Raw genomic sequence first — 18,034 nt, 5'->3', positions numbered from 1 at the left:
CGTGCACGGTCTTCTCCGACCCATGACGGCTAGGAACTGACCGACTGGCGGCAATGGGCGCTGTCGGCGGCCTGCTCGCGGGCTGAAGCGTGTCGTTTTTGACGAGCCGCTCCGTCGCCGCGGACCGGTGGCGAGGTCACCGGGCACGCCTCCACACCCCCGGTCCCGCGTCAACCGGGCACAGATTCCGGTAGCCACCGGGGGGAGCCGCGGGCGCACCTAGCCTCCCGGTATGGATTTTACGCGCGACATCGTAGCTCGCCGCCCGGATCACGGCATGACCGGGCTCGACCTGCGCCTGGTTTTCCCCGCGGCGACCGCCTGGCTGGCGGCCTGGTTGCTCATCGCCTTCCCCGGGTGGGCACCCGGCGCTCAGGCCGCGTTGTGGGCCACCGCCCTGGGCGTGGGTCTGGTTGTGGCGCGTCGGCTGGTCCGCGCCCGGGGGGCGCCGGCCTGGGGTGTCGGCCTGGTCTGTTGCGCTGCGGCCGCGCTGATGGCATCCGCGGTCACGGTTGCTGCGCCCGGGCGGCTGCCGGAAACCGTGCGGGAGAGCGCCGCCCGGCAGGAGTCAGTGACCGTGCTCCTCACGGTGGCGTCGATCCCGGTGCAGACCCAGTCGTTCGGTGCTCCCGCACTCTTCGGCCCGGCTGGCTCTGACTCCGGAGCGTCCGCCCGGGTGCGCTTCCGCGGCACCCTGACCGGGATCGAGCAGGGCGAGGTCGCCCGAAAGGGTGCTGGGCGGGGTCTGTCGGTTCCGGTGGTCGTGTTCGCAGAGACTGCGAGCGGACAGGCGACCGCGCTTCAGATCGGCAGTGGCGTGCGGCTGGACGCCACCCTCCGGCTCACGGCGGCCGGGGACGCGGCATCCGCCCTGGTGTTTGGGCGTGGTCCGCCCGAGCTCCTCGTGACACCGCCCTGGTGGCTCGGCTGGGCCGGGGAACTGCGCACCCTGTTCACGGCCGCCGCGGGCGATCTGCCCGGCGACGGCGGTGACCTGCTGCCCGGCCTGGCCATTGGTGACACGAGCTCGGTCGAGGCAGACCTCGACGCGGCCATGAAGACGAGTTCGCTCAGCCACCTCACGGCCGTGTCTGGAGCGAACTGCGCCGTGGTGATCGCGGGCGTCATGCTGCTGACCGGGTTTCTGGGACTGCGCCGCGGCATCCGGATCGCGATCTCGCTCCTCACCCTGCTCGGGTTCGTGGTGCTCGTGACGCCCGAACCCAGTGTGCTGCGTGCCGCTCTGATGGCGACGATCCTGCTGCTCGGGATTGCCTCCGGTCGGCCGGGCCGAGGTGTGCCGTTGCTCGCACTCGTCGTGATCCTATTGCTGGCGGCCGACCCATGGCTGGCCCGCAGTTACGGGTTCGCCCTGTCGGTTCTGGCCACGGCCGGCCTACTCGTGCTGGTCGGGCCGCTGACCCGAATGCTGCATCGGTGGCTGCCCACCTGGCTCGCCGCCGTGATCGCCATCCCGCTGGCCGCGCAGCTGGCCTGTCAGCCGGTGCTCGTGCTGCTCACTCCCACCCTCCCGCTCTACGGGGTGCCCGCGAATCTGCTGGCCGGTCCGGCAGCCCCGGCCGCCACCGTCATCGGTCTGATCGCGTGCCTGCTCTTGCCCTGGCTGCCCGGTGTCGCCGGGGGAGTGCTCTACCTGGCCTGGCTGCCGGCCGCCTGGATCGCGGCGATCGCCCGAACATCCGCAGAGCTGCCCGGCAGCCGCCTACCCTGGCTGGGCGGCCCGCTCGGTGTTCTCGTGACCGTTCTACTGACGGTGGCCGCGGTGGCGCTGGTGATGCGGGGCCGGGGGCAGGTTCGGGCGCGCTGGCCGATCGCGGCGATCGCGGTGCTGGTTCTCGCCGCCGGAAGCTACGCGGGCAGCCTGATCGGGGCAGGCGTCGGCCGGGCCGTGGCCTTCCCCGCGGACTGGCAGATCGCGGCCTGCGACATCGGGCAGGGTGATGCGGTCGTCGTGCGCGACCGCGACCGGTACGCGCTCGTCGACGTGGGGCCCGACCCGGCCCTGCTCGCCGACTGCCTCGACACGCTGGGGATCGACCGAATCGACATCCTCGTGCTGACCCACTACGACCTGGACCACATCGGCGGGGTCGCCGCCGTGATCGGCCGCGTCGACACGGCGCTGGTCGGCATCCCGGAGAACGCCGACGATGAGCGACTGCACGATGCCCTCGCCGCGGGCGGTGCCGAACTGCGGGGCGCTGCCCGCGGCGACACGGGCACCCTCGGGGAGCTGCGCTGGGAGATCCTCTGGCCGGTGCGGGGCTCAGCGGTGATGCAGACCGGAAACGAGGGGAGCGTGACGATCGGATTCGACGGTCGCGGCATCCGTTCCCTGTTCCTCGGGGATCTCGGCGAGGAATCCCAGGACGCGCTCCGGCGCAGCTCCAGCCCGGGCGAGGTGGATGTCGTCAAGGTCGCCCACCACGGGTCGGGAGACCAAAGCCCGGAGCTCTATGCCGATCTCCGGGCAACGGTGGGGCTGATCTCGGTAGGCAGGGAGAACGGCTACGGCCATCCCACCGACACGGTTCTGGACATTCTTGCGGCCGCGGGCACACTGGCCCTCCGCACCGACCAGCAGGGACTGCTGGTGATCGCTCCGGGGCCAGGTGGTGGTGCGCTGACGGTCTGGAGCGAGACCGTGCAGAGCGAGACCGTGGCGGACACCGACCCCGGATAGTCTTAATGGATTCCGCACAGCCTCAATCGAAGGAACCCCGAGTGGCCGCACGCACAGCTTCATCCGGCAGGACCGCGCCCCGCGCTGTGCCGAAGTCGGCCGCCATCCCGCAGCTGGCCTGGCACCAGGTGCGGCCGGCGCCGATCATCCTGGTCTCCGGAACCGAAGTGTTCCTGGCCGAACGCGCGATCCGCCAGCTGCGGGACTTCCTCAAACTCGAAGACCCCAGCCTGGAGATCAGCGACGTGCAGGCCGACAGCTATGCGCCCGGCGAACTGCTCACCATGGCCAGCCCGTCCCTCTTCGGCGAACCGCGGCTGATCCGCGTCAGCTCCGTCGAGAAGTGCAGCGACACGTTCCTCGCGGAGGCCCTGGACTACCTGCAGAACCCGGCCGAGGACACCTACGTCGTGCTCCGGCACGGCGGCGGCGTGCGCGGCAAGAAGCTGCTCGACACCATCCGTTCGGGCGTCGGCGGCGCCATCGAGGTCGTCTGCACCGAGCTGAAGAAAGACTCCGACCGGCACGACTTCGCCTCGGCGGAATTCAAGACAGCCGGCAAGCGGGTCACTCCCAGCGCGCTGCGGTCCCTGGTCGCCGCGTTCTCCGGCGATCTGGCCGAACTCTCCGCGGCCTGTCAGCAGCTCATCGCCGATGTCGGCACCGAAGTGACCGAGACGACCGTGGACCGCTACTACGGCGGTAGGGTCGAGGCCAACGCGTTCAAGGTAGCCGATGCCGCCATCGCCGGGCATCAGGGGGAGGCGCTCGTCATCCTGCGCCACGCCCTGTCCTCCGGCGCCGACCCGGTCCCGGTGGTGGCCGCGTTCGCCATGAAGATCCGCACCATGGCGAAGCTCTGCGGGGTGCGCGGCGGCTCGGCCCAGCTTGCCTCCCAGTTCGGCCTCGCCCCCTGGCAGGTCGAGCGGGCCCAACGCGACCTGCGCAGCTGGTCCGACGAGGGTCTCGCCCGCTGCGTCGTGGCGCTGGCCGAAACGGATGCCGCAGTGAAGGGTGCCGAGCGCGACCCCGTCTTCGCTCTCGAGCGGCTCATCGGTGTGATCGCCCGCCGCGGTGAGAGCTGACCAGACCCGGCTTTCGCGCGCCTCCTTACCCTCGACGGTGAGCTCCGCGCCAGGGAGGGGTCGCTCACCGTGGTGCGCGCCAGCTGATGCCCGAACTGAGAGGTGTGGGCCTGGGCGGACTCGGCGCGCACGACACGATCAGCTTGGCGAGCGGCAGATAGACGACGGCTGCCAGGACCGCCGTCAGGGCGATGCTGCGGCGCCTGACCGGGCCCGGCCGTGATGAATTTTAGGTGACCGGTCCCCGACGGTTCGAGCCTCTGCCCGGACACACGAAAGCCCCCACCGAGATGGCAGGGGCTGTTGTGTACGCCGGTCAGGGCCGGTGAACGATCCTGATCCCGGTCAGGCGCGGACTAGACGAGGGCGTTGACCGACTTGGCGATCGCGGACTTCTTGTTCGCGGCCTGGTTTTGGTGGATGACGCCCTTGCTGACGGCCTTGTCGAGCTTTTTCGAAGCAACGGCGAGGCTGGCAACAGCCTTGTCCTTGTCGCCCGAGGCGATCGCCAGGCGCGTCGCGCGGACAGCGCGCTTGAACTCGCTCTTGACCGACTTGTTACGCTCCTGGGCCTTTTTGTTGGTGCCGATACGCTTGATCTGCGACTTGATGTTTGCCACGTTTATACGCTTTCGTTAGATTCTTTTTCGGATGGGCCGCTTGGCGGTAGAGGGCGCCGTACGACAATAATCGTGTGGGGTGGGACCCAACACGCAAGCCAACAGGAAACGATACCAGTTATTCGTTCAGGTCGACAATCGGCCCGGGCCGGTCGATCGCAACCTCCGTGAGGATGCCGCTCAGCACCGCGGCGAAGCGTTCCGGTTGGGCCAGGCTGACGAGGTGCGACGCCCGGGGGACGATCACGAGGCGCCCGTCCCGGCAGGCGGCGAGGAAGCGGCGCTCATGCAGCCGGAACTGATCCAGAGAACCGTTGACCAGCCACACCGGGCCGGGATAGCGAGCCAGGCTGTCCAGCGGGCGGAGGCTGCCGGTGGCGCCGAGCCCGGCATCCATCACCGTCAGCGGCACACCGCCGGCGAGCGTGTCGGCGGCCCCTCCCGATGGAAGGAGCACGCGCACGAGTGTGGTGTGGAGCCACAGTCCCTGGTCGGGCAGTCGGCGGATCAGCCGGGCCAGGCCCCGGTAGGCGTCCAGCAGCCAGCCGGCCGGAAGCGCGCAGCTTCCCGCGGCGACCAGCCCGGCCACCTTCTGCGGGTGGCGCGCGGCGTACTCGATGGCGTAGTAGCCGCCGAGGGAGAGGCCGACCAGCAGCACCCGGCCGCCCAGAGCAGCGACGCCCTCGTCGATGGCGGCCAGGGCGCCCGCCACGGTGAACGTTTCGTCCATGCGGGCGCCGTGCCCCGGCAGATCGATCGCGAGTGCCGGATGCCCGGCCTCGCCCAGTATGGACAGCTGTCGTCGCCACATGGTGCCCGACGTGCGGATCCCGTGCACGAAAAGAACCGGGACGGCGGGTGTCATTCATTCCTCCTGGTGAGCAGCCGCACTAGAGGGTGACGGCGATACCGATGATAGACACCAGGGAGTAGCCGCACCAGATCAGCAGTGACAGCACCCGGTTCGCGGCAATCACTTCTGGCTCTTCCGTGGGTGAGCGCTCGGCCGGGCGCTGCGTCTGTGGCCAACTCAGGACATCCGTCGCACGGGTGGCCGGGCCACCGCGGACCAGTGCGGAACCGGTGCGGATGTCCGGCCTCGCCCGGTCGGATCTCCTGAGTTGGCCACACTACTAGCCGAAGAGCCACGGCAGTGGTTCACGGCAGTGGTTCGCTGTGAGCCGCCGGGCGCGGCCGTTCCCGCGCGCAAGCCTGGAACGATGCGCGGCAACGGCGAAACCGGGACCCAGCCACCTATGGGAGAATTGCCAGACCATGTCACCGAGACCCCTCACGGCGCTTGAACCGGCCGCCACCCCGCCCGAGTTCATCCGCAATTTCTGCATCATCGCCCACATCGACCACGGCAAGTCCACGTTGGCCGACCGGATGCTGCAGATCACCGGCGTCGTCGACGACCGTTCGATGCGCGCCCAATATCTTGACCGGATGGACATCGAGCGCGAGCGCGGCATCACCATCAAAAGCCAGGCCGTGCGTATGCCGTGGGAACTCGACGGGCAGACCTACGCCCTGAACATGATCGACACCCCCGGCCACGTGGACTTCACCTACGAGGTGTCTCGCAGCCTGGCCGCGTGCGAGGGAGCAATCCTCCTCGTCGACGCCGCCCAGGGGATCGAGGCGCAGACCCTCGCCAACCTCTACCTGGCGCTGGAGAACGACCTCACCATCATCCCGGTGCTGAACAAGATCGACCTGCCGGCTGCCGACCCCGACAAGTACGCGAAGGAGCTCGCCAGCCTGATCGGTGGCAGTCCCGACGACGTGCTCCGGGTCTCCGGCAAGACCGGCGTCGGCGTCGCCGAACTCCTCGACCGCGCCACCCGCCTCATCCCGGCCCCGGTCGGCGACCCGGCCGCCCCGGCCCGCGCGATGATCTTCGACTCGGTCTACGACAGCTACCGTGGCGTCGTCACCTATGTGCGCATGATCGACGGCAAGCTGGGCCCGCGCGAGAAGATCCAGATGATGTCGACCCGTGCCACGCACGAGATCCTCGAGATCGGCGTCACCTCGCCCGAGCCCACCACCAGCAAGGGCCTCGGCGTCGGCGAGGTCGGCTACCTGATCACGGGCGTGAAGGATGTGCGCCAGTCGAAGGTCGGCGACACGGTGACCACCGCGCTCCGCCCCGCCACCGTCGCCCTGCCGGGCTACACCGAGCCGAAGCCCATGGTCTTCTCGGGCCTCTACCCGATCGACGGCAGCGACTACCCGGCCCTCCGCGAGGCCCTCGACAAGCTCAAGCTCTCCGACGCGTCCCTCGTGTACGAGCCCGAGACATCCGTCGCCCTCGGTTTCGGTTTCCGCTGTGGTTTCCTCGGGCTGCTGCACCTGGAAATCATCACCGAGCGGCTCGACCGGGAGTTCGGCCTCGACCTGATCACCACGGCGCCCAGCGTGATCTACGAGGTCACCACCGACGACAAGAAGTCCGTCACGGTCACCAACCCGAGCGAGTTCCCGAACGGGAAGATCGCCAAGGTCGAGGAGCCGATCGTGAAGGCGGCCATCCTCGCACCCAAGGACTACGTCGGCGTGATCATGGAACTCTGCCAGAGCCGCCGCGGCACCCTGCTCGGCATGGACTACCTCGGCGAGGACCGGGTCGAGATCCGCTACACGATGCCGCTCGGTGAGATCGTGTTCGACTTCTTCGACAATCTCAAGAGCCGCACCGCCGGCTACGGCTCGCTCGACTACGAACCCATCGGCTCTCAGGAGGCCGACCTGGTCAAGGTCGACATCCTGCTGCAGGGCGAACAGGTCGACGCGTTCAGCGCGATTGTGCACCGCGACAAGGCCTACGACTACGGCGTGCTGATGACGGGAAGGCTGCGCAAGCTCATCCCGCGCCAGCAGTTCGACGTGCCCATCCAGGCCGCGATCGGCGCCCGCATCATCGCCCGCGAGTCCATCAGTGCCATCCGCAAGGATGTTCTCGCCAAGTGCTACGGCGGTGACATCTCCCGCAAGCGCAAGCTGCTGGAGAAGCAGAAGGAGGGCAAGAAGCGCATGAAGATGGTCGGCCGGGTCGAGGTTCCCCAGGAGGCGTTCATCGCCGCCCTGTCCGGTGACGAGCCCCCGAAGAAGAAGTAGACGGATGCGCCGCGCCACCTTCACCGATACCGCCGTCACCTACGCGTCCATCGGCGGCACCCTCGCCCCGGACCTGCTCCGGTTCCCACCCAAGGGCTACCGGCCCCTCGAGCGCACCGTGCGCCTCGGCAGCGGTGAGGAGCGCTTCCAGCTGGCCTCGAAGTCGCTGATGACCTGGGGCGTGCAGCGGGGGAGCGGAATGACCGTCACCGACCTGCTGGACGGCACCGGCCAGCAGTACACGGGACTCGTCTTCGACGCCGACGGCCGGGCCGCCCGCGACCAGAAGCCCGAGCCGGACGAGGCCGTCTTCGCCGAGGACGGCACGCCCTACATCGTCAACGGCATGTCCGCGCACCTCACGACCAAGTTAGGCCCCTTCACCATCGATGCCCCCGTGCGCGTGGTCTACGTGATCGATGAACCCGACCGCCTCGGCTTCGCATACGGCACCATGGCCGGGCACCCGGCCAGCGGCGAGGAATCGTTCATCGTCGACAGACGCGAGGACGACTCGGTCTGGCTGACCATCCGCGCCTTCTCCCGCCCCGGCAACTGGTTCTACCGGCTGGGCTGGCCGTTCGTGCGGCGGCAACAGGCCAAAATCACCGCTCGGTACCTACGCGCGCTGCATCCGATCGGCGCGGTCTAACCGCATGGGCAGTGCCCTTCCCCTCGGCGACCCCGCACCCAGCGACGGACTGCTGCCGGCCTCGGCCGCCGTGGGAGCAGCCCAGCGCGATTTCGGCGTCTACCTGCACGTGCCGTTCTGCCGGGTCCGCTGCGGCTACTGCGACTTCAACACCTATACCGCCACCGAGTTGCGGGGCGCAAGCCAGCATGACTATGCCGGCCAGGCGATCACCGAGGTCCAGTCGGCTGGCCGGATCCTGACTCAGTCGGGCGTGCCGGCCCGCCAGGCGGCGACCGTCTTCTTCGGCGGCGGCACCCCCACCCTGCTCCCGGCCGACGACCTGGTGCGGATGCTGGAGGCCGTGCGCTCCACCTGGGGGATCGCACCCGGCGCCGAGGTGACCACCGAGGCGAACCCCGACTCCGTCGACGCCGCCTACCTCGGCCGCCTCGCCGAGTCCGGCTTCACCCGGGTATCCTTCGGCATGCAGTCCGCGGTGCCGAGCGTGCTGGCCACCCTCGAGCGCACCCACGACCCCGAGCGGGTGCCGCTCGTGGTGCAGTGGGCGCGCGAGGCCGGCCTCGACGTGTCCCTCGACCTGATCTACGGCACACCGGGGGAGACCCTCGTCGATTGGCGCACCAGCCTCGAGCACGCCATCCGGCAGGCTCCCACCCACGTCAGCGCCTACTCGCTTATCGTCGAGGAGGGCACCAAGCTGGCCCGCCAGATCAAGCGCGGCGAACTGGCCCCTGTCGATGACGACGTTCAGGCCGAGTTCTATGAGCTGGCCGACGACCTACTGTCCTCGGCAGGCTACGGCTGGTATGAGGTCAGCAACTGGGCGACGGATGACGCGCACCGCTCGCGCCACAACCTCGCCTACTGGCGCAGCCAGGACTGGTGGGGTGTGGGGCCCGGAGCCCACAGCCACATCGGTGGGGTGCGCTGGTGGAACGTCAAGCATCCGTCGGCCTACGGCGATCGGATTCGCGCCGGCGACTCACCGGCCGCCGGGCGGGAGACCCTCGATGCGGCCACTCAGGAGGTGGAGCGGGTGCTCTTGCTCACCCGAATCCGCGAGGGTATCCCCATCGACTCGCTCAGCCCGCTCAGGCGCCACGAGGTGGCGGGACTCATCGCCGACGAACTCATCGACGCGAAAGCAGCCCTCTTCGGCTCGATCGAACTGACCCTCAGAGGACGCCTCCTGGCGGATGCCGTCGTGCGCCGCCTGCTTGCCGACTGAACTCAGTTCACGAACTTGATCGACAGCGGATACGTGTAGTACTCGCCCCGGTTTGCGGCCAAAGCGGCCAAGATGCCGAACACGACCATCAGAACGGAGGCAGCCAGGAGAACGAGGTAGCCGACGAGGATGATCGTCAGGACGCCGCCGACCGCGTAGGCGATCAGGAGCGTGAGCTGGAAGTTCAGTGCGGTCGCGGTGTGCGCCCGGATGAACGGGCCGCGGTCCTTGAGCACGATGTAGCCGATCAGGGCCGGCACGAAATAGAACAGAATGCCGCCGACGTGCACGAGGGTGGCCCACAGTTTTTCGTCGGCCGGGTTCATCGGGGTGGGAGCCTGGTTCGGGTTGGCGGGCGGCGGTGGGGTGGAATTGGTCATTGGTGCTCCTTCTGAAGAAAAACCGAGTGCGCCGGGCTACTTGATCAGGCGCAGGGCGAACGGGTACCGGTAGTGGTTGCCGTCCTTCGCCTGGAGGTAGCCGAGCACCGAGAAGACAACACCGAGGATGTACAGCACCCAGGCGAGACCGCCGATGACGCCGCCGATGCCGAATGTGAGGAAGCCGATGACCGTCGCAAAAAAGTTGATCGCGAAGTAGCCGATCAGAAGCGTGATCTGAAAGTTGAGCGCTTCCTTCGCCTCGACGCTGGTCAGAGGTCCGCGGTCCTTGAAGAGCAGCCACAGCACCAGGGACGGCACGAACATGAGGATCCCGCCCAGATGTGCGAGGGACGCCCATTGGCGGTCATCCGCCTCCGTCAGGGGTGCCGACGGTCCCGGGGCGGCAGGCTGGTAGGGCGGTTGCGGCGGCCGTTGGCCCTGGTACGGATCATCGGGTCCGGGACCAGTGAAATTACTCATGATCATGCCTTTCAGTGCACCGGGGAAGAGGTGCTACATGCCTAAGTTACTGCGCCCCAACATTGGGGAGCAATGGGTAAGCCCAGCCGGTCGCGGTATGATTGGCAGTCACATACCGCGAGTGCCAATCGATGCTGCACTCGCGACGCTGGGAGGAGGCGAGCGCCATGGTGTCCGATCGCAGTCTCGAAGTCCTGCGTGTGATCGTTCAGGACTATGTAGCCTCCCGCGAACCCGTCGGTTCCAAATCTATCGTCGACCGGCATTCCTTCGGGGTCTCGGCGGCCACGATCCGCAACGACATGGCCCTGCTCGAAGAGGAAGAGTTGATCGCGGCTCCGCACACCTCGTCGGGCCGCATCCCCACCGATAAGGGCTACCGTCTGTTCGTCGACCACCTCGCCGATCTGCGCCCGCTCTCGGCGGCGCAGCGCCAAGCCATCGAGACGTTCCTCGGTCAGTCGGCCGACCTCGACGAGGTGCTGGCCCGCAGCGTGCGGCTGCTCTCGCAGCTCACCCATCAGGTCGCCCTGGTGCAGTATCCGTCGCTGTCCCGCGCGAAGGTGCGCCACATCGAACTGGTGCCCCTGTCCGAGACTCGCCTCCTGTCGGTTCTGATCACGGATGCCGGACGGGTCGAGCAACGCGTCGTCGACCTGCCCCGGCCTCTGGCTGAACCCGTTCTGATCGAACTGCGCACCCGGTTGAATTCTGCCCTGGTCGGGCTCGGCATGAGCGAGGCCGCCAGCACCCTTACCGGCAGCTCTCTCACCGCCGGCTCCGGCCTCGGCCCGATTGAGCAGCAGGAGGCGGTGGATCTGATCACCGGCACCCTGCGGGACCAGGTCGGCGCGAACAGGCAGGACCGGCTCGTGATGGCCGGCGCCGCCAACCTCGTGCGCACCGAGGAAGACTTCACCGGCAGCATTTTCCCGGTGCTCGAGGCCATCGAGGAACAGGTCGTGCTTCTGCGGCTGTTCGGCGAGATGGCCTCTGACCAGCACGGCGTGTCCGTCAGTATCGGCCGGGAGAATGCTTCGTTCGGTCTGGCCGAGACATCCGTGCTCACCAGCGGCTACTCCTCGCAGGGCGGCAACCTGGCGCGCCTCGGCGTGCTCGGCCCCACTCGGATGGATTACTCGAACAACATGGCGGCCGTCCGTGCGGTCGCCCGCTACCTTTCACGCCTTCTCGGCGAGAATTGACCAGTTCCCCTCGGCCCAGAAGCCGGCGGAACACCACATTTCAGAACAGACCTAGGAGAGCCAGCTTTGGCTGACCATTACGAAGTACTCGGCGTTGCCCGCGACGCCTCGACCGACGAGATCAAGAAGGCCTACCGCAGGCTGGCCCGGCAGCTGCACCCCGACGTGAACCCGGGCGCGGATGCATCCGAGCGCTTCAAATCCGTCACGCACGCCTACGACGTGCTCAGCGACGTCAAGCAACGCGACAACTACGACCGTGGCGGCAACGGCCGCTCGGGCGGCGGCGGAGGCGCCGGTTTCGACGGCAACTTCGGCAACTTCGGCGACATTTTCGAGACCTTCTTCGGCGGCGGGGGATCCAGCCGCGGGCCTCGGTCGCGCCGAGAGCGCGGCCAGGACGCCCTGATCCGGGTCGACCTCGACCTCGATGAGATCATCTTCGGCACGCACCGGGAGCTCGAGGTCGACACGGCCATCATGTGCGCGACCTGCAGCGGCACGTGCTGCCAGCCGGGCACCGCGCCCGTCACCTGCGACATCTGCCACGGCACCGGCACCATCCAGCGCGCCGTGCGGTCGCTGCTCGGCAATGTCATGACGAGCAGCCCCTGCGGTTCCTGCCGCGGCTACGGAACGATCATCGCCACTCCCTGCGTCACCTGCCAGGGCCAGGGCCGCGTGCGAGCGCGTCGCACGGTCCCCGTCGACATCCCGGCGGGGGTCGACACGGGCCTGCGCCTGCAGATGCCCGGCAGCGGCGAGGCAGGTCCGGCCGGCGGTCCCAACGGCGACCTCTACCTTGAGATGAAGGTGCGCCACCACGACGTGTTCAGCCGTGACGGCGACGACCTGCTCTGCACCCTCGAGGTGCCGATGACGGATGCCATCCTCGGCAGGTCCGCGACCGTCAAGGCGCTCGACGGCGACATCGAGGTCGAGCTCAGGCCGGGCACGCAGAGCGCCGAGATCATCACGGTCAAGGACCGCGGCGTCACCCGCCTGCGCGGGAACGGACGCGGCGACCTGAAGGTCGGCGTGCACGTGGTCACGCCGACCCGTCTCGACCACAAGGAGCGGGAGCTGATCGAGGCCTTTGCGGCCCGCCACAAGGCGCCGGCTCCTGCCCTCAGCGCCTTTCAGCAGGGACTTTTCGCCAAGCTGCGCGATCGGTTTCGCGGCTAGGCGTCGATGGCACACTTCTTCATCGATGAGGCGCTCCACGCCGCCGATTGCGTGCCGGGGGCGGTCGTCGGCATCGGCGGCGCCGAGGCCCGGCACGCGGTCACCGTCAGCCGGGTGCGCCCGGGCGAGCGCCTGCGGATCGGGAATGGGGCCGGGCTCATGCTCGCCGCCACCGTCGTTGACGCAGATGCGAGGCTGCTGACCCTGCGCGTCGAGACGGTGACCGTGACCGCGCTGCTGACGCCGCGCATCCGTCTGGTCCAGGCTCTCGCCAAGGGAGACCGGGACGAACTGGCTGTGCAGGCGGCCACGGAGCTCGGCATCGACGGGGTGATCCCGTGGGCCGCATCCCGCTCCGTGACGCGCTGGGAGGGAGCCAAAATCAAGAAGGGCCGGGATCGCTGGTCCAGCATCGTGCGCGAGGCCTCGAAACAGTCGATTCGCGCGTGGCTGCCCACGGTCGGGGAACCGGCGAGCACCAAAATGCTGGCCGAGCTGGCCGGCACTACCCGGATGCTGCTGCTGGAGCCCACCGCGAGCGAACGGCTGACCTCGCAGGCGGCGCCGACCGACGACCGGGATATCCTGCTCGTCGTCGGACCCGAGGGCGGCATCTCCCCGGCCGAGCTGACCCTGCTCGAGCAGGCAGGCGCCACCCGGGTGCGCCTGGGCGACAATGTGCTGCGCACCTCCACCGCCGGCCCGGCCGCCCTCTCCATCCTGAACGTGACGCTCGGCCGCTGGTAGCGCGTGAGCTTAAGATAGAGATATGTCTTCCACCGGCCAAGAACCGTCCATCTTCACTCGCATCGCCGCGCGCGAGGTCCCGGCGACCATCGTCGCCGAAACCGAACGGATCATCGCCTTCACCGACATCGCCCCGCAGGCGCCCGTGCATGTCGTCATCACGCCGAAAACATCCGAGTACAGCAACGTGGTCGAGCTCGCGGCCGGAGACCCCGGGCTGCTGACCGAACTCATCGAGGTGGCGCATGCTGTGGCGGCCCGGCTGTCCAACGGCCAGTTCCGGCTCGTGTTCAACACCGGCGCCAGCGTCGGGCAGACCGTTTTCCACGTCCACGCTCACCTGCTCGCCCCGCAGGCCGCCGGCGGAACCCTCGGGGAGGGAACGCTTGGTTTCCGGTGAGCCCGGGCCGGGCCAGGCCGAGGTGCACATCACGGTCGACGGCATTGCCATGGTGCGCCTGCTCGGCACCGACGACCGTCTGCTCGCCGCCGTCGAGAAGGAAAACCCCGGCGTCAGCGTGCACGTGCGCGGCAACGAGGTCACCCTCATCGGTGAGACCGAGCACGTCGAGGCGGCGCGTCGCCTGATCGAGGAGCTCCTGCTCATGGTGCGCGGCGGGCGTTACCTCGCCGAGTCCGAGGTGAGCACCTCCTCACGGATGCTCGACAAGGACAGCTCCACGAGCCCTTCCGAACGTCTGGGCCCGGCCATCCTCAGCTCCCGCGGCAAGAGCATCCGCCCCAAGACCATCGGGCAGAAGGAATACGTGGACGCCATCGACACCGACACCATCGTGTTCGGGATCGGGCCGGCCGGAACCGGCAAGACCTACCTCGCAATGGCCAAGGCTGTGCAGGCGCTGCAGCGCAAGGAGGTCGAACGGATCATCCTCACCCGCCCGGCCGTCGAGGCCGGGGAACGACTCGGCTTCCTGCCGGGCAGCCTCACCGAGAAGATCGACCCGTACCTGCGCCCCCTGTACGACGCCCTGAACGAGATGATGGACCCGGAACTCGTGCCCAAACTGCTCGCAGCCGGAACCATCGAGGTGGCCCCGCTCGCCTATATGCGCGGACGCACGCTCAACTCCTCCTTTGTCGTGCTCGATGAGGCGCAGAACACCACTGCCGAACAGATGAAGATGTTCCTCACCCGGTTGGGGTTCGGCTCGAAAATGGTCGTGACCGGGGACATCACCCAGATTGACCTTCCGGCGGGCTCGAGCGGGCTGCGCTTGGTGAGCCGGGTGCTCGACGGGGTCGACGACATCCGTTTCGTGCGTCTGACCAGTGCCGACGTCGTGCGGCACTCCCTGGTCGGCCGGATCGTCGACGCCTGGACCGCATACGACGCGCAGAAGCAGGCCGAGCGCTACGAAAGCGATCAGGCGCGGGAATTCGCAGGTCGCGGACCCGGCCGCCCCAACACTCCCCGCGACCGCCTTCCGAAACGGAGATCCTCTTGAGCATCGAACTCAACAACGAATCGACTATCCCGGTCGATGAGGCCGCCATCCTGCGTCTGGCCGCCTACGCTCTGGACTCCATGCACGTGCACTCTGACGCCGAACTGGCGATCGTCCTCGTCGACGAGGGTGCGATGGAGCAGCTGCACGTGCAATGGATGGATGAGCCGGGCCCCACCGACGTGCTCAGCTTCCCGATGGACGAATTGCGCCCGGGCACCGAAGACGCCGAGACCCCGCCGGGGCTGCTCGGCGACATCGTGCTCTGCCCGCAGGTGGCCCAGGGCCAGGCCGAGACAGCCGGGCACAGCGCCCTCGAGGAACTCCTGCTGCTCACCACGCACGGCGTGCTGCACCTGCTCGGATTCGACCACGTGGAACCCGCCGAGGAGAAGGAAATGTTCGGCATCCAGCGAGACATCCTGATCGGCTTCGCCCTGCAGGAACGCCTCCGCGACCGATGATCGGGTGGTTTCTCACGGCGGCCATCCTGTTGGTCGCCTTCGGCGGCCTGATGGCCGCGGTGGACTCCGCCGTCACGAGCCAATCCCGGGCCGACATTCTTGACCTGGCCGAGAAGTCCCGTGCCAAGCGCTCCCTGACGGCGATCGCCGCCGACACCGGGGCGCACCTGAACACGATCAGTTTTGTACGGATCATCGCCGAGACCACGGCGGCCGTGCTGGTGACCCTCGTCTTCGCGACCACGATCGAGGAGCTGTGGCTGGCACTGCTACTGTCCTCCCTGCTGATGACCGCGGTCTCCTTCGTGCTCGTCGGCGCCAGCCCGCGCAGCGTGGGCCGAGCCCACCCCGTGGAGTTGCTCTCCGCGACCGCCCCGTTGGTGCACTTCCTCCGGGTGCTCCTCGGCCCCATCGCCAACGCGCTTGTCGCCCTCGGCAACCGGGTCACCCCCGGGCGCACTCGGCTGGCCACGTTCACGTCGGAGGTCCAGCTGCTTAGCATGGTCGACGAGGCCACCGAGCTCGACGTCCTCGAGGAGGACGACCGGGAACTGATCCACTCGATCTTCGAGTTCAACGAGACCGTCGTGCGCGAGGTGATGATTCCGCGCACCGACATGGTCACCATCGAAGCGGACTCATCGATCGGCGCGGCGATGGGCCTGTTCCTGAGTAAGGGCTTCTCCCGGGTGCCGGTCATCGACGGCGAAGTGGATGACGTCACGGGCATCCTGTACCTGCGCGATGTGGCCCGGCTCGTCTACGAGCGGCCGCCGAACGCGGAGAGCCTCACGGTGCGGGAGCTCGAGCGACCGGCCGTCTTCGTGCCCGAGTCGAAGAAAGCCGACGCGCTGCTCCGCCAGATGCAGCTCGAGTCAAACCACCTCGCGATGGTGGTCGACGAGTATGGTGGCATCGCCGGACTGGTCACCCTTGAAAACCTGATCGAGGAACTCGTGGGAGACATTTCCGACGAGTACGACCGCGACGTTGTGGAGGTCGAGGGACTCGGCGACGGTCGCTTCCGGGTGAGCGCGCGGCTTCCGGTCGACGAGCTCGGTGAACTGTTCGACCTGGAACTGGACGACGACGAGGTTGATTCGGTGGGTGGCCTGCTGGCCAAGGCCCTCGGGCGCTTGCCGGTGGCGGGTTCGGTCGCCAGGGCGAGCGGGTTGGTCCTCACCGCCGAACGCACCGAAGGCCGCCGCAAACGAATCAGCACCGTGCTGGTTGAACGAGACCAAGCGCTGATAGACGCGCAGAACGCATTCCTCGGAGTGTCGGACGATGAGAGAGTGGATGGTCATGACTGAAGTAGAAGGATTCCGAGCGGGGTTCGTGTCGTTCGTGGGACGCCCCAACGTGGGCAAATCCACGCTGACGAACGCGCTGGTCGGGGAGAAGGTCGCGATCACGTCGTCGAAGCCGCAGACCACCCGGCGCGCCATCCGCGGCATCGTGCACCAGAAGAACGGTCAGCTGATTCTGGTCGACACCCCGGGTATCCACAAGCCGCGCACCCTGCTGGGCGAACGACTGAACAGCCTCGTGCAGTCGACGCTGTCCGGCGTGGACGTGGTGGGCCTCTGCATTCCGGCCAACGAGCCGATCGGCCCGGGCGACCGGTTCATCAACGAGCAGCTGGACAACTTTCCGCGGGCCCGCAAGGTGGCCATCGTGACCAAGATCGACATGTCCTCCAAAACCAGTGTCGCCAACCAGCTCCTCGCCGTGTCACAGCTGCGTGACTGGGAGGCGATCGTGCCGATCTCGGCGACCAGCCGCATCCAGCTCGATATCCTCAGCGCGGAGCTGCTGCGCCTGCTGCCCTTGTCGGATGCCCCGCTCTACCCGGCCGACGCGGTCACCGACGAGAGCCTCGAGTCGCGCATCTCGGAGTACATCCGGGAGGCGGCGCTCGAGGGCGTCACCGACGAGCTGCCGCACTCGATCGCCGTGACCATTGACGACATCATCGAACGCGACGACCAGGAACTGGTCGAGATCTACGCGAACCTGTTCGTCGAGCGCGACAGCCAGAAGGGCATCATCATCGGCAAATCCGGCAGCCGGTTGAAGGATGTTGGTGTGCGCGCCCGCAAACAGATCGAACCGCTGGTGGGAAAGCGGGTCTTCCTCTCGCTCCGGGTCAAGGTCGCCAAGGAGTGGCAGCGCGACCCGAAACAGCTGGGCCGCCTCGGTTTCTAGCCAGCACTCCGCCTGCACCCCGAACCGCCAGCACNCCGCACGCCGCTTCCTGTCTAGGTTTCTGACTGTCAAAGGAAAGAAACTTTATAGGCGGGAAAACGGCGTGCGGTCTCTAACAATATGGCGGACTTTGCTCGGTGTCGACAAGACAGTGGTCGAGGACGTTGATCTCGACCTGGTAGCGGGCGTTTTTGTTGCGTCGGTGCGACTGACCAGGTCGATGCGGAACCGGTGTGGGAGCTGCCAGAAGCGCTGCCCGCGCTACGACGACGGAGCAGGCCGCCGCCGGTGGCGGGGATTGGATTTCGGCTCGACCCGGGTCTTTCTGGAGGCGGATGCCCCGCGGGTGTCGTGCCGGGAGCACGGTGTGATCGTGGCTGCGGTGCCATGGGCGCGGCATCAGGCCGGCCACACCCGCCACTTCGATTCACACGTCGCGTGGCTGGCCACGCAAACCTCGAAAACCGCGGCAACTCAGTTG

General features: G+C 67.9%; 18 protein-coding genes. 14 read left to right on the top strand and 4 right to left on the bottom strand.

All coding sequences use genetic code 11. From position 1 onward, the window contains the following. The first annotated feature begins 232 nt into the window (after window positions 1-232). Both CXY81_RS10235 and holA read left to right on the top strand, forming a co-directional pair. Window positions 233-2,704, top strand: a complete 2,472-nt coding sequence (locus tag CXY81_RS10235) for a ComEC/Rec2 family competence protein (protein ID WP_146067679.1) — start codon at window positions 233-235, stop codon at window positions 2,702-2,704. Between the two features lie 41 nt (window positions 2,705-2,745). Next, the gene (holA, locus tag CXY81_RS10230; RefSeq protein ID WP_233191251.1) at window positions 2,746-3,789 is read left to right on the top strand and encodes a DNA polymerase III subunit delta; all 1,044 of its coding nucleotides are present in this window, start codon (window positions 2,746-2,748) and stop codon (window positions 3,787-3,789) included. A 356-nt stretch (window positions 3,790-4,145) separates the two neighbouring features. On the opposite strand, the gene rpsT is transcribed toward holA, so the two are convergent. Both rpsT and CXY81_RS10220 read right to left on the bottom strand, forming a co-directional pair. Beyond that, window positions 4,146-4,409 (bottom strand): 30S ribosomal protein S20, encoded by a 264-nt coding sequence (gene rpsT / locus CXY81_RS10225; protein WP_104100003.1) that lies wholly within the window; start codon window positions 4,407-4,409, stop codon window positions 4,146-4,148. 118 nt (window positions 4,410-4,527) lie between these two features. Next, window positions 4,528-5,274: an alpha/beta fold hydrolase gene (locus CXY81_RS10220; RefSeq protein WP_104194771.1), complete on the bottom strand. Its 747-nt coding sequence runs from the start codon at window positions 5,272-5,274 to the stop codon at window positions 4,528-4,530. Between the two features lie 410 nt (window positions 5,275-5,684). Here CXY81_RS10220 and lepA point away from each other — a divergent pair, with 410 nt between their 5' ends. From lepA to hemW, 3 genes are read left to right on the top strand one after another with little or no spacing between them, the layout of a single operon-like run. Further along, window positions 5,685-7,532, top strand: a complete 1,848-nt coding sequence (gene lepA / locus CXY81_RS10215) for a translation elongation factor 4 (RefSeq protein ID WP_104100001.1) — start codon at window positions 5,685-5,687, stop codon at window positions 7,530-7,532. 4 nt (window positions 7,533-7,536) lie between these two features. After that, window positions 7,537-8,184, top strand: coding sequence for a DUF1990 family protein (locus CXY81_RS10210; protein WP_104194770.1), 648 nt, complete (start codon window positions 7,537-7,539; stop codon window positions 8,182-8,184). Between the two features lie 4 nt (window positions 8,185-8,188). Then, window positions 8,189-9,415, top strand: a complete 1,227-nt coding sequence (hemW, locus tag CXY81_RS10205) for a radical SAM family heme chaperone HemW (RefSeq protein ID WP_104169679.1) — start codon at window positions 8,189-8,191, stop codon at window positions 9,413-9,415. A 2-nt stretch (window positions 9,416-9,417) separates the two neighbouring features. Here the strand turns inward: hemW and CXY81_RS10200 are convergent, their stop codons facing one another. Next, window positions 9,418-9,795, bottom strand: a complete 378-nt coding sequence (locus tag CXY81_RS10200) for a DUF4870 domain-containing protein (protein ID WP_233194123.1) — start codon at window positions 9,793-9,795, stop codon at window positions 9,418-9,420. 36 nt (window positions 9,796-9,831) lie between these two features. Next, window positions 9,832-10,278 (bottom strand): DUF4870 domain-containing protein, encoded by a 447-nt coding sequence (locus CXY81_RS10195; RefSeq protein ID WP_104169704.1) that lies wholly within the window; start codon window positions 10,276-10,278, stop codon window positions 9,832-9,834. A gap of 167 nt (window positions 10,279-10,445) precedes the next feature. Here CXY81_RS10195 and hrcA point away from each other — a divergent pair, with 167 nt between their 5' ends. From hrcA to CXY81_RS10150, 9 genes are all read left to right on the top strand, one after another. Further along, complete coding sequence (gene hrcA, locus CXY81_RS10190) at window positions 10,446-11,483, top strand: heat-inducible transcriptional repressor HrcA (protein WP_104169705.1); 1,038 nt, start codon at window positions 10,446-10,448, stop codon at window positions 11,481-11,483. Between the two features lie 66 nt (window positions 11,484-11,549). Beyond that, window positions 11,550-12,668 carry a molecular chaperone DnaJ gene (dnaJ, locus tag CXY81_RS10185; protein ID WP_104169680.1) on the top strand — a complete coding sequence of 373 codons (1,119 nt, stop codon included), beginning with the start codon at window positions 11,550-11,552 and terminating at the stop codon, window positions 12,666-12,668. A gap of 6 nt (window positions 12,669-12,674) precedes the next feature. After that, on the top strand, window positions 12,675-13,415 hold the full coding sequence (locus CXY81_RS10180) for a 16S rRNA (uracil(1498)-N(3))-methyltransferase (protein WP_104169681.1): 741 nt from the start codon (window positions 12,675-12,677) through the stop codon (window positions 13,413-13,415). A 22-nt stretch (window positions 13,416-13,437) separates the two neighbouring features. Beyond that, window positions 13,438-13,815, top strand: a complete 378-nt coding sequence (locus CXY81_RS10175; protein WP_104169682.1) for an HIT domain-containing protein — start codon at window positions 13,438-13,440, stop codon at window positions 13,813-13,815. A gap of 49 nt (window positions 13,816-13,864) precedes the next feature. Continuing rightward, window positions 13,865-14,881 (top strand): PhoH family protein, encoded by a 1,017-nt coding sequence (locus CXY81_RS10170; protein WP_104194851.1) that lies wholly within the window; start codon window positions 13,865-13,867, stop codon window positions 14,879-14,881. After that, complete coding sequence (ybeY, locus tag CXY81_RS10165; RefSeq protein WP_104169683.1) at window positions 14,878-15,345, top strand: rRNA maturation RNase YbeY; 468 nt, start codon at window positions 14,878-14,880, stop codon at window positions 15,343-15,345. Before CXY81_RS10170 ends, ybeY begins: the two co-directional genes overlap by 4 nt. Next, on the top strand, window positions 15,342-16,658 hold the full coding sequence (locus CXY81_RS10160; RefSeq protein WP_104169684.1) for a hemolysin family protein: 1,317 nt from the start codon (window positions 15,342-15,344) through the stop codon (window positions 16,656-16,658). The genes ybeY and CXY81_RS10160 overlap by 4 nt, the downstream gene beginning before the upstream one ends. Next, window positions 16,651-17,553 carry a GTPase Era gene (gene era, locus CXY81_RS10155; protein WP_104099992.1) on the top strand — a complete coding sequence of 301 codons (903 nt, stop codon included), beginning with the start codon at window positions 16,651-16,653 and terminating at the stop codon, window positions 17,551-17,553. The genes CXY81_RS10160 and era overlap by 8 nt, the downstream gene beginning before the upstream one ends. A gap of 103 nt (window positions 17,554-17,656) precedes the next feature. Beyond that, a partial coding sequence (locus CXY81_RS10150) for a transposase family protein (RefSeq protein WP_233194122.1) occupies window positions 17,657-18,034 on the top strand: 378 nt, incomplete at its 3' end.

The sequence above is a fragment of the Cryobacterium sp. M25 genome, from assembly GCF_002929635.1.
Classification (GTDB): domain Bacteria; phylum Actinomycetota; class Actinomycetes; order Actinomycetales; family Microbacteriaceae; genus Cryobacterium; species Cryobacterium sandaracinum.
The sequence above is the reverse complement of the archived record's forward strand: the minus strand, read 5'-3'. Positions and strand labels throughout refer to the sequence as shown.

What these genes read in the sequence shown, in the direction of transcription:
- CXY81_RS10235 (WP_146067679.1), top strand. Translation starts at nt 233, where the DNA reads ATGGATTTTACGCGCGACATCGTAGCTCGCCGCCCGGATCACGGCATG.
- CXY81_RS10220 (WP_104194771.1), bottom strand. Translation starts at nt 5,274, where the DNA reads ATGACACCCGCCGTCCCGGTTCTTTTCGTGCACGGGATCCGCACGTCG.
- lepA (WP_104100001.1), top strand. Translation starts at nt 5,685, where the DNA reads ATGTCACCGAGACCCCTCACGGCGCTTGAACCGGCCGCCACCCCGCCC.
- CXY81_RS10210 (WP_104194770.1), top strand. Translation starts at nt 7,537, where the DNA reads ATGCGCCGCGCCACCTTCACCGATACCGCCGTCACCTACGCGTCCATC.
- hemW (WP_104169679.1), top strand. Translation starts at nt 8,189, where the DNA reads ATGGGCAGTGCCCTTCCCCTCGGCGACCCCGCACCCAGCGACGGACTG.
- CXY81_RS10200 (WP_233194123.1), bottom strand. Translation starts at nt 9,795, where the DNA reads ATGACCAATTCCACCCCACCGCCGCCCGCCAACCCGAACCAGGCTCCC.
- CXY81_RS10195 (WP_104169704.1), bottom strand. Translation starts at nt 10,278, where the DNA reads ATGAGTAATTTCACTGGTCCCGGACCCGATGATCCGTACCAGGGCCAA.
- hrcA (WP_104169705.1), top strand. Translation starts at nt 10,446, where the DNA reads ATGGTGTCCGATCGCAGTCTCGAAGTCCTGCGTGTGATCGTTCAGGAC.
- CXY81_RS10180 (WP_104169681.1), top strand. Translation starts at nt 12,675, where the DNA reads ATGGCACACTTCTTCATCGATGAGGCGCTCCACGCCGCCGATTGCGTG.
- CXY81_RS10175 (WP_104169682.1), top strand. Translation starts at nt 13,438, where the DNA reads ATGTCTTCCACCGGCCAAGAACCGTCCATCTTCACTCGCATCGCCGCG.
- CXY81_RS10170 (WP_104194851.1), top strand. Translation starts at nt 13,865, where the DNA reads ATGGTGCGCCTGCTCGGCACCGACGACCGTCTGCTCGCCGCCGTCGAG.
- CXY81_RS10160 (WP_104169684.1), top strand. Translation starts at nt 15,342, where the DNA reads ATGATCGGGTGGTTTCTCACGGCGGCCATCCTGTTGGTCGCCTTCGGC.
- era (WP_104099992.1), top strand. Translation starts at nt 16,651, where the DNA reads ATGACTGAAGTAGAAGGATTCCGAGCGGGGTTCGTGTCGTTCGTGGGA.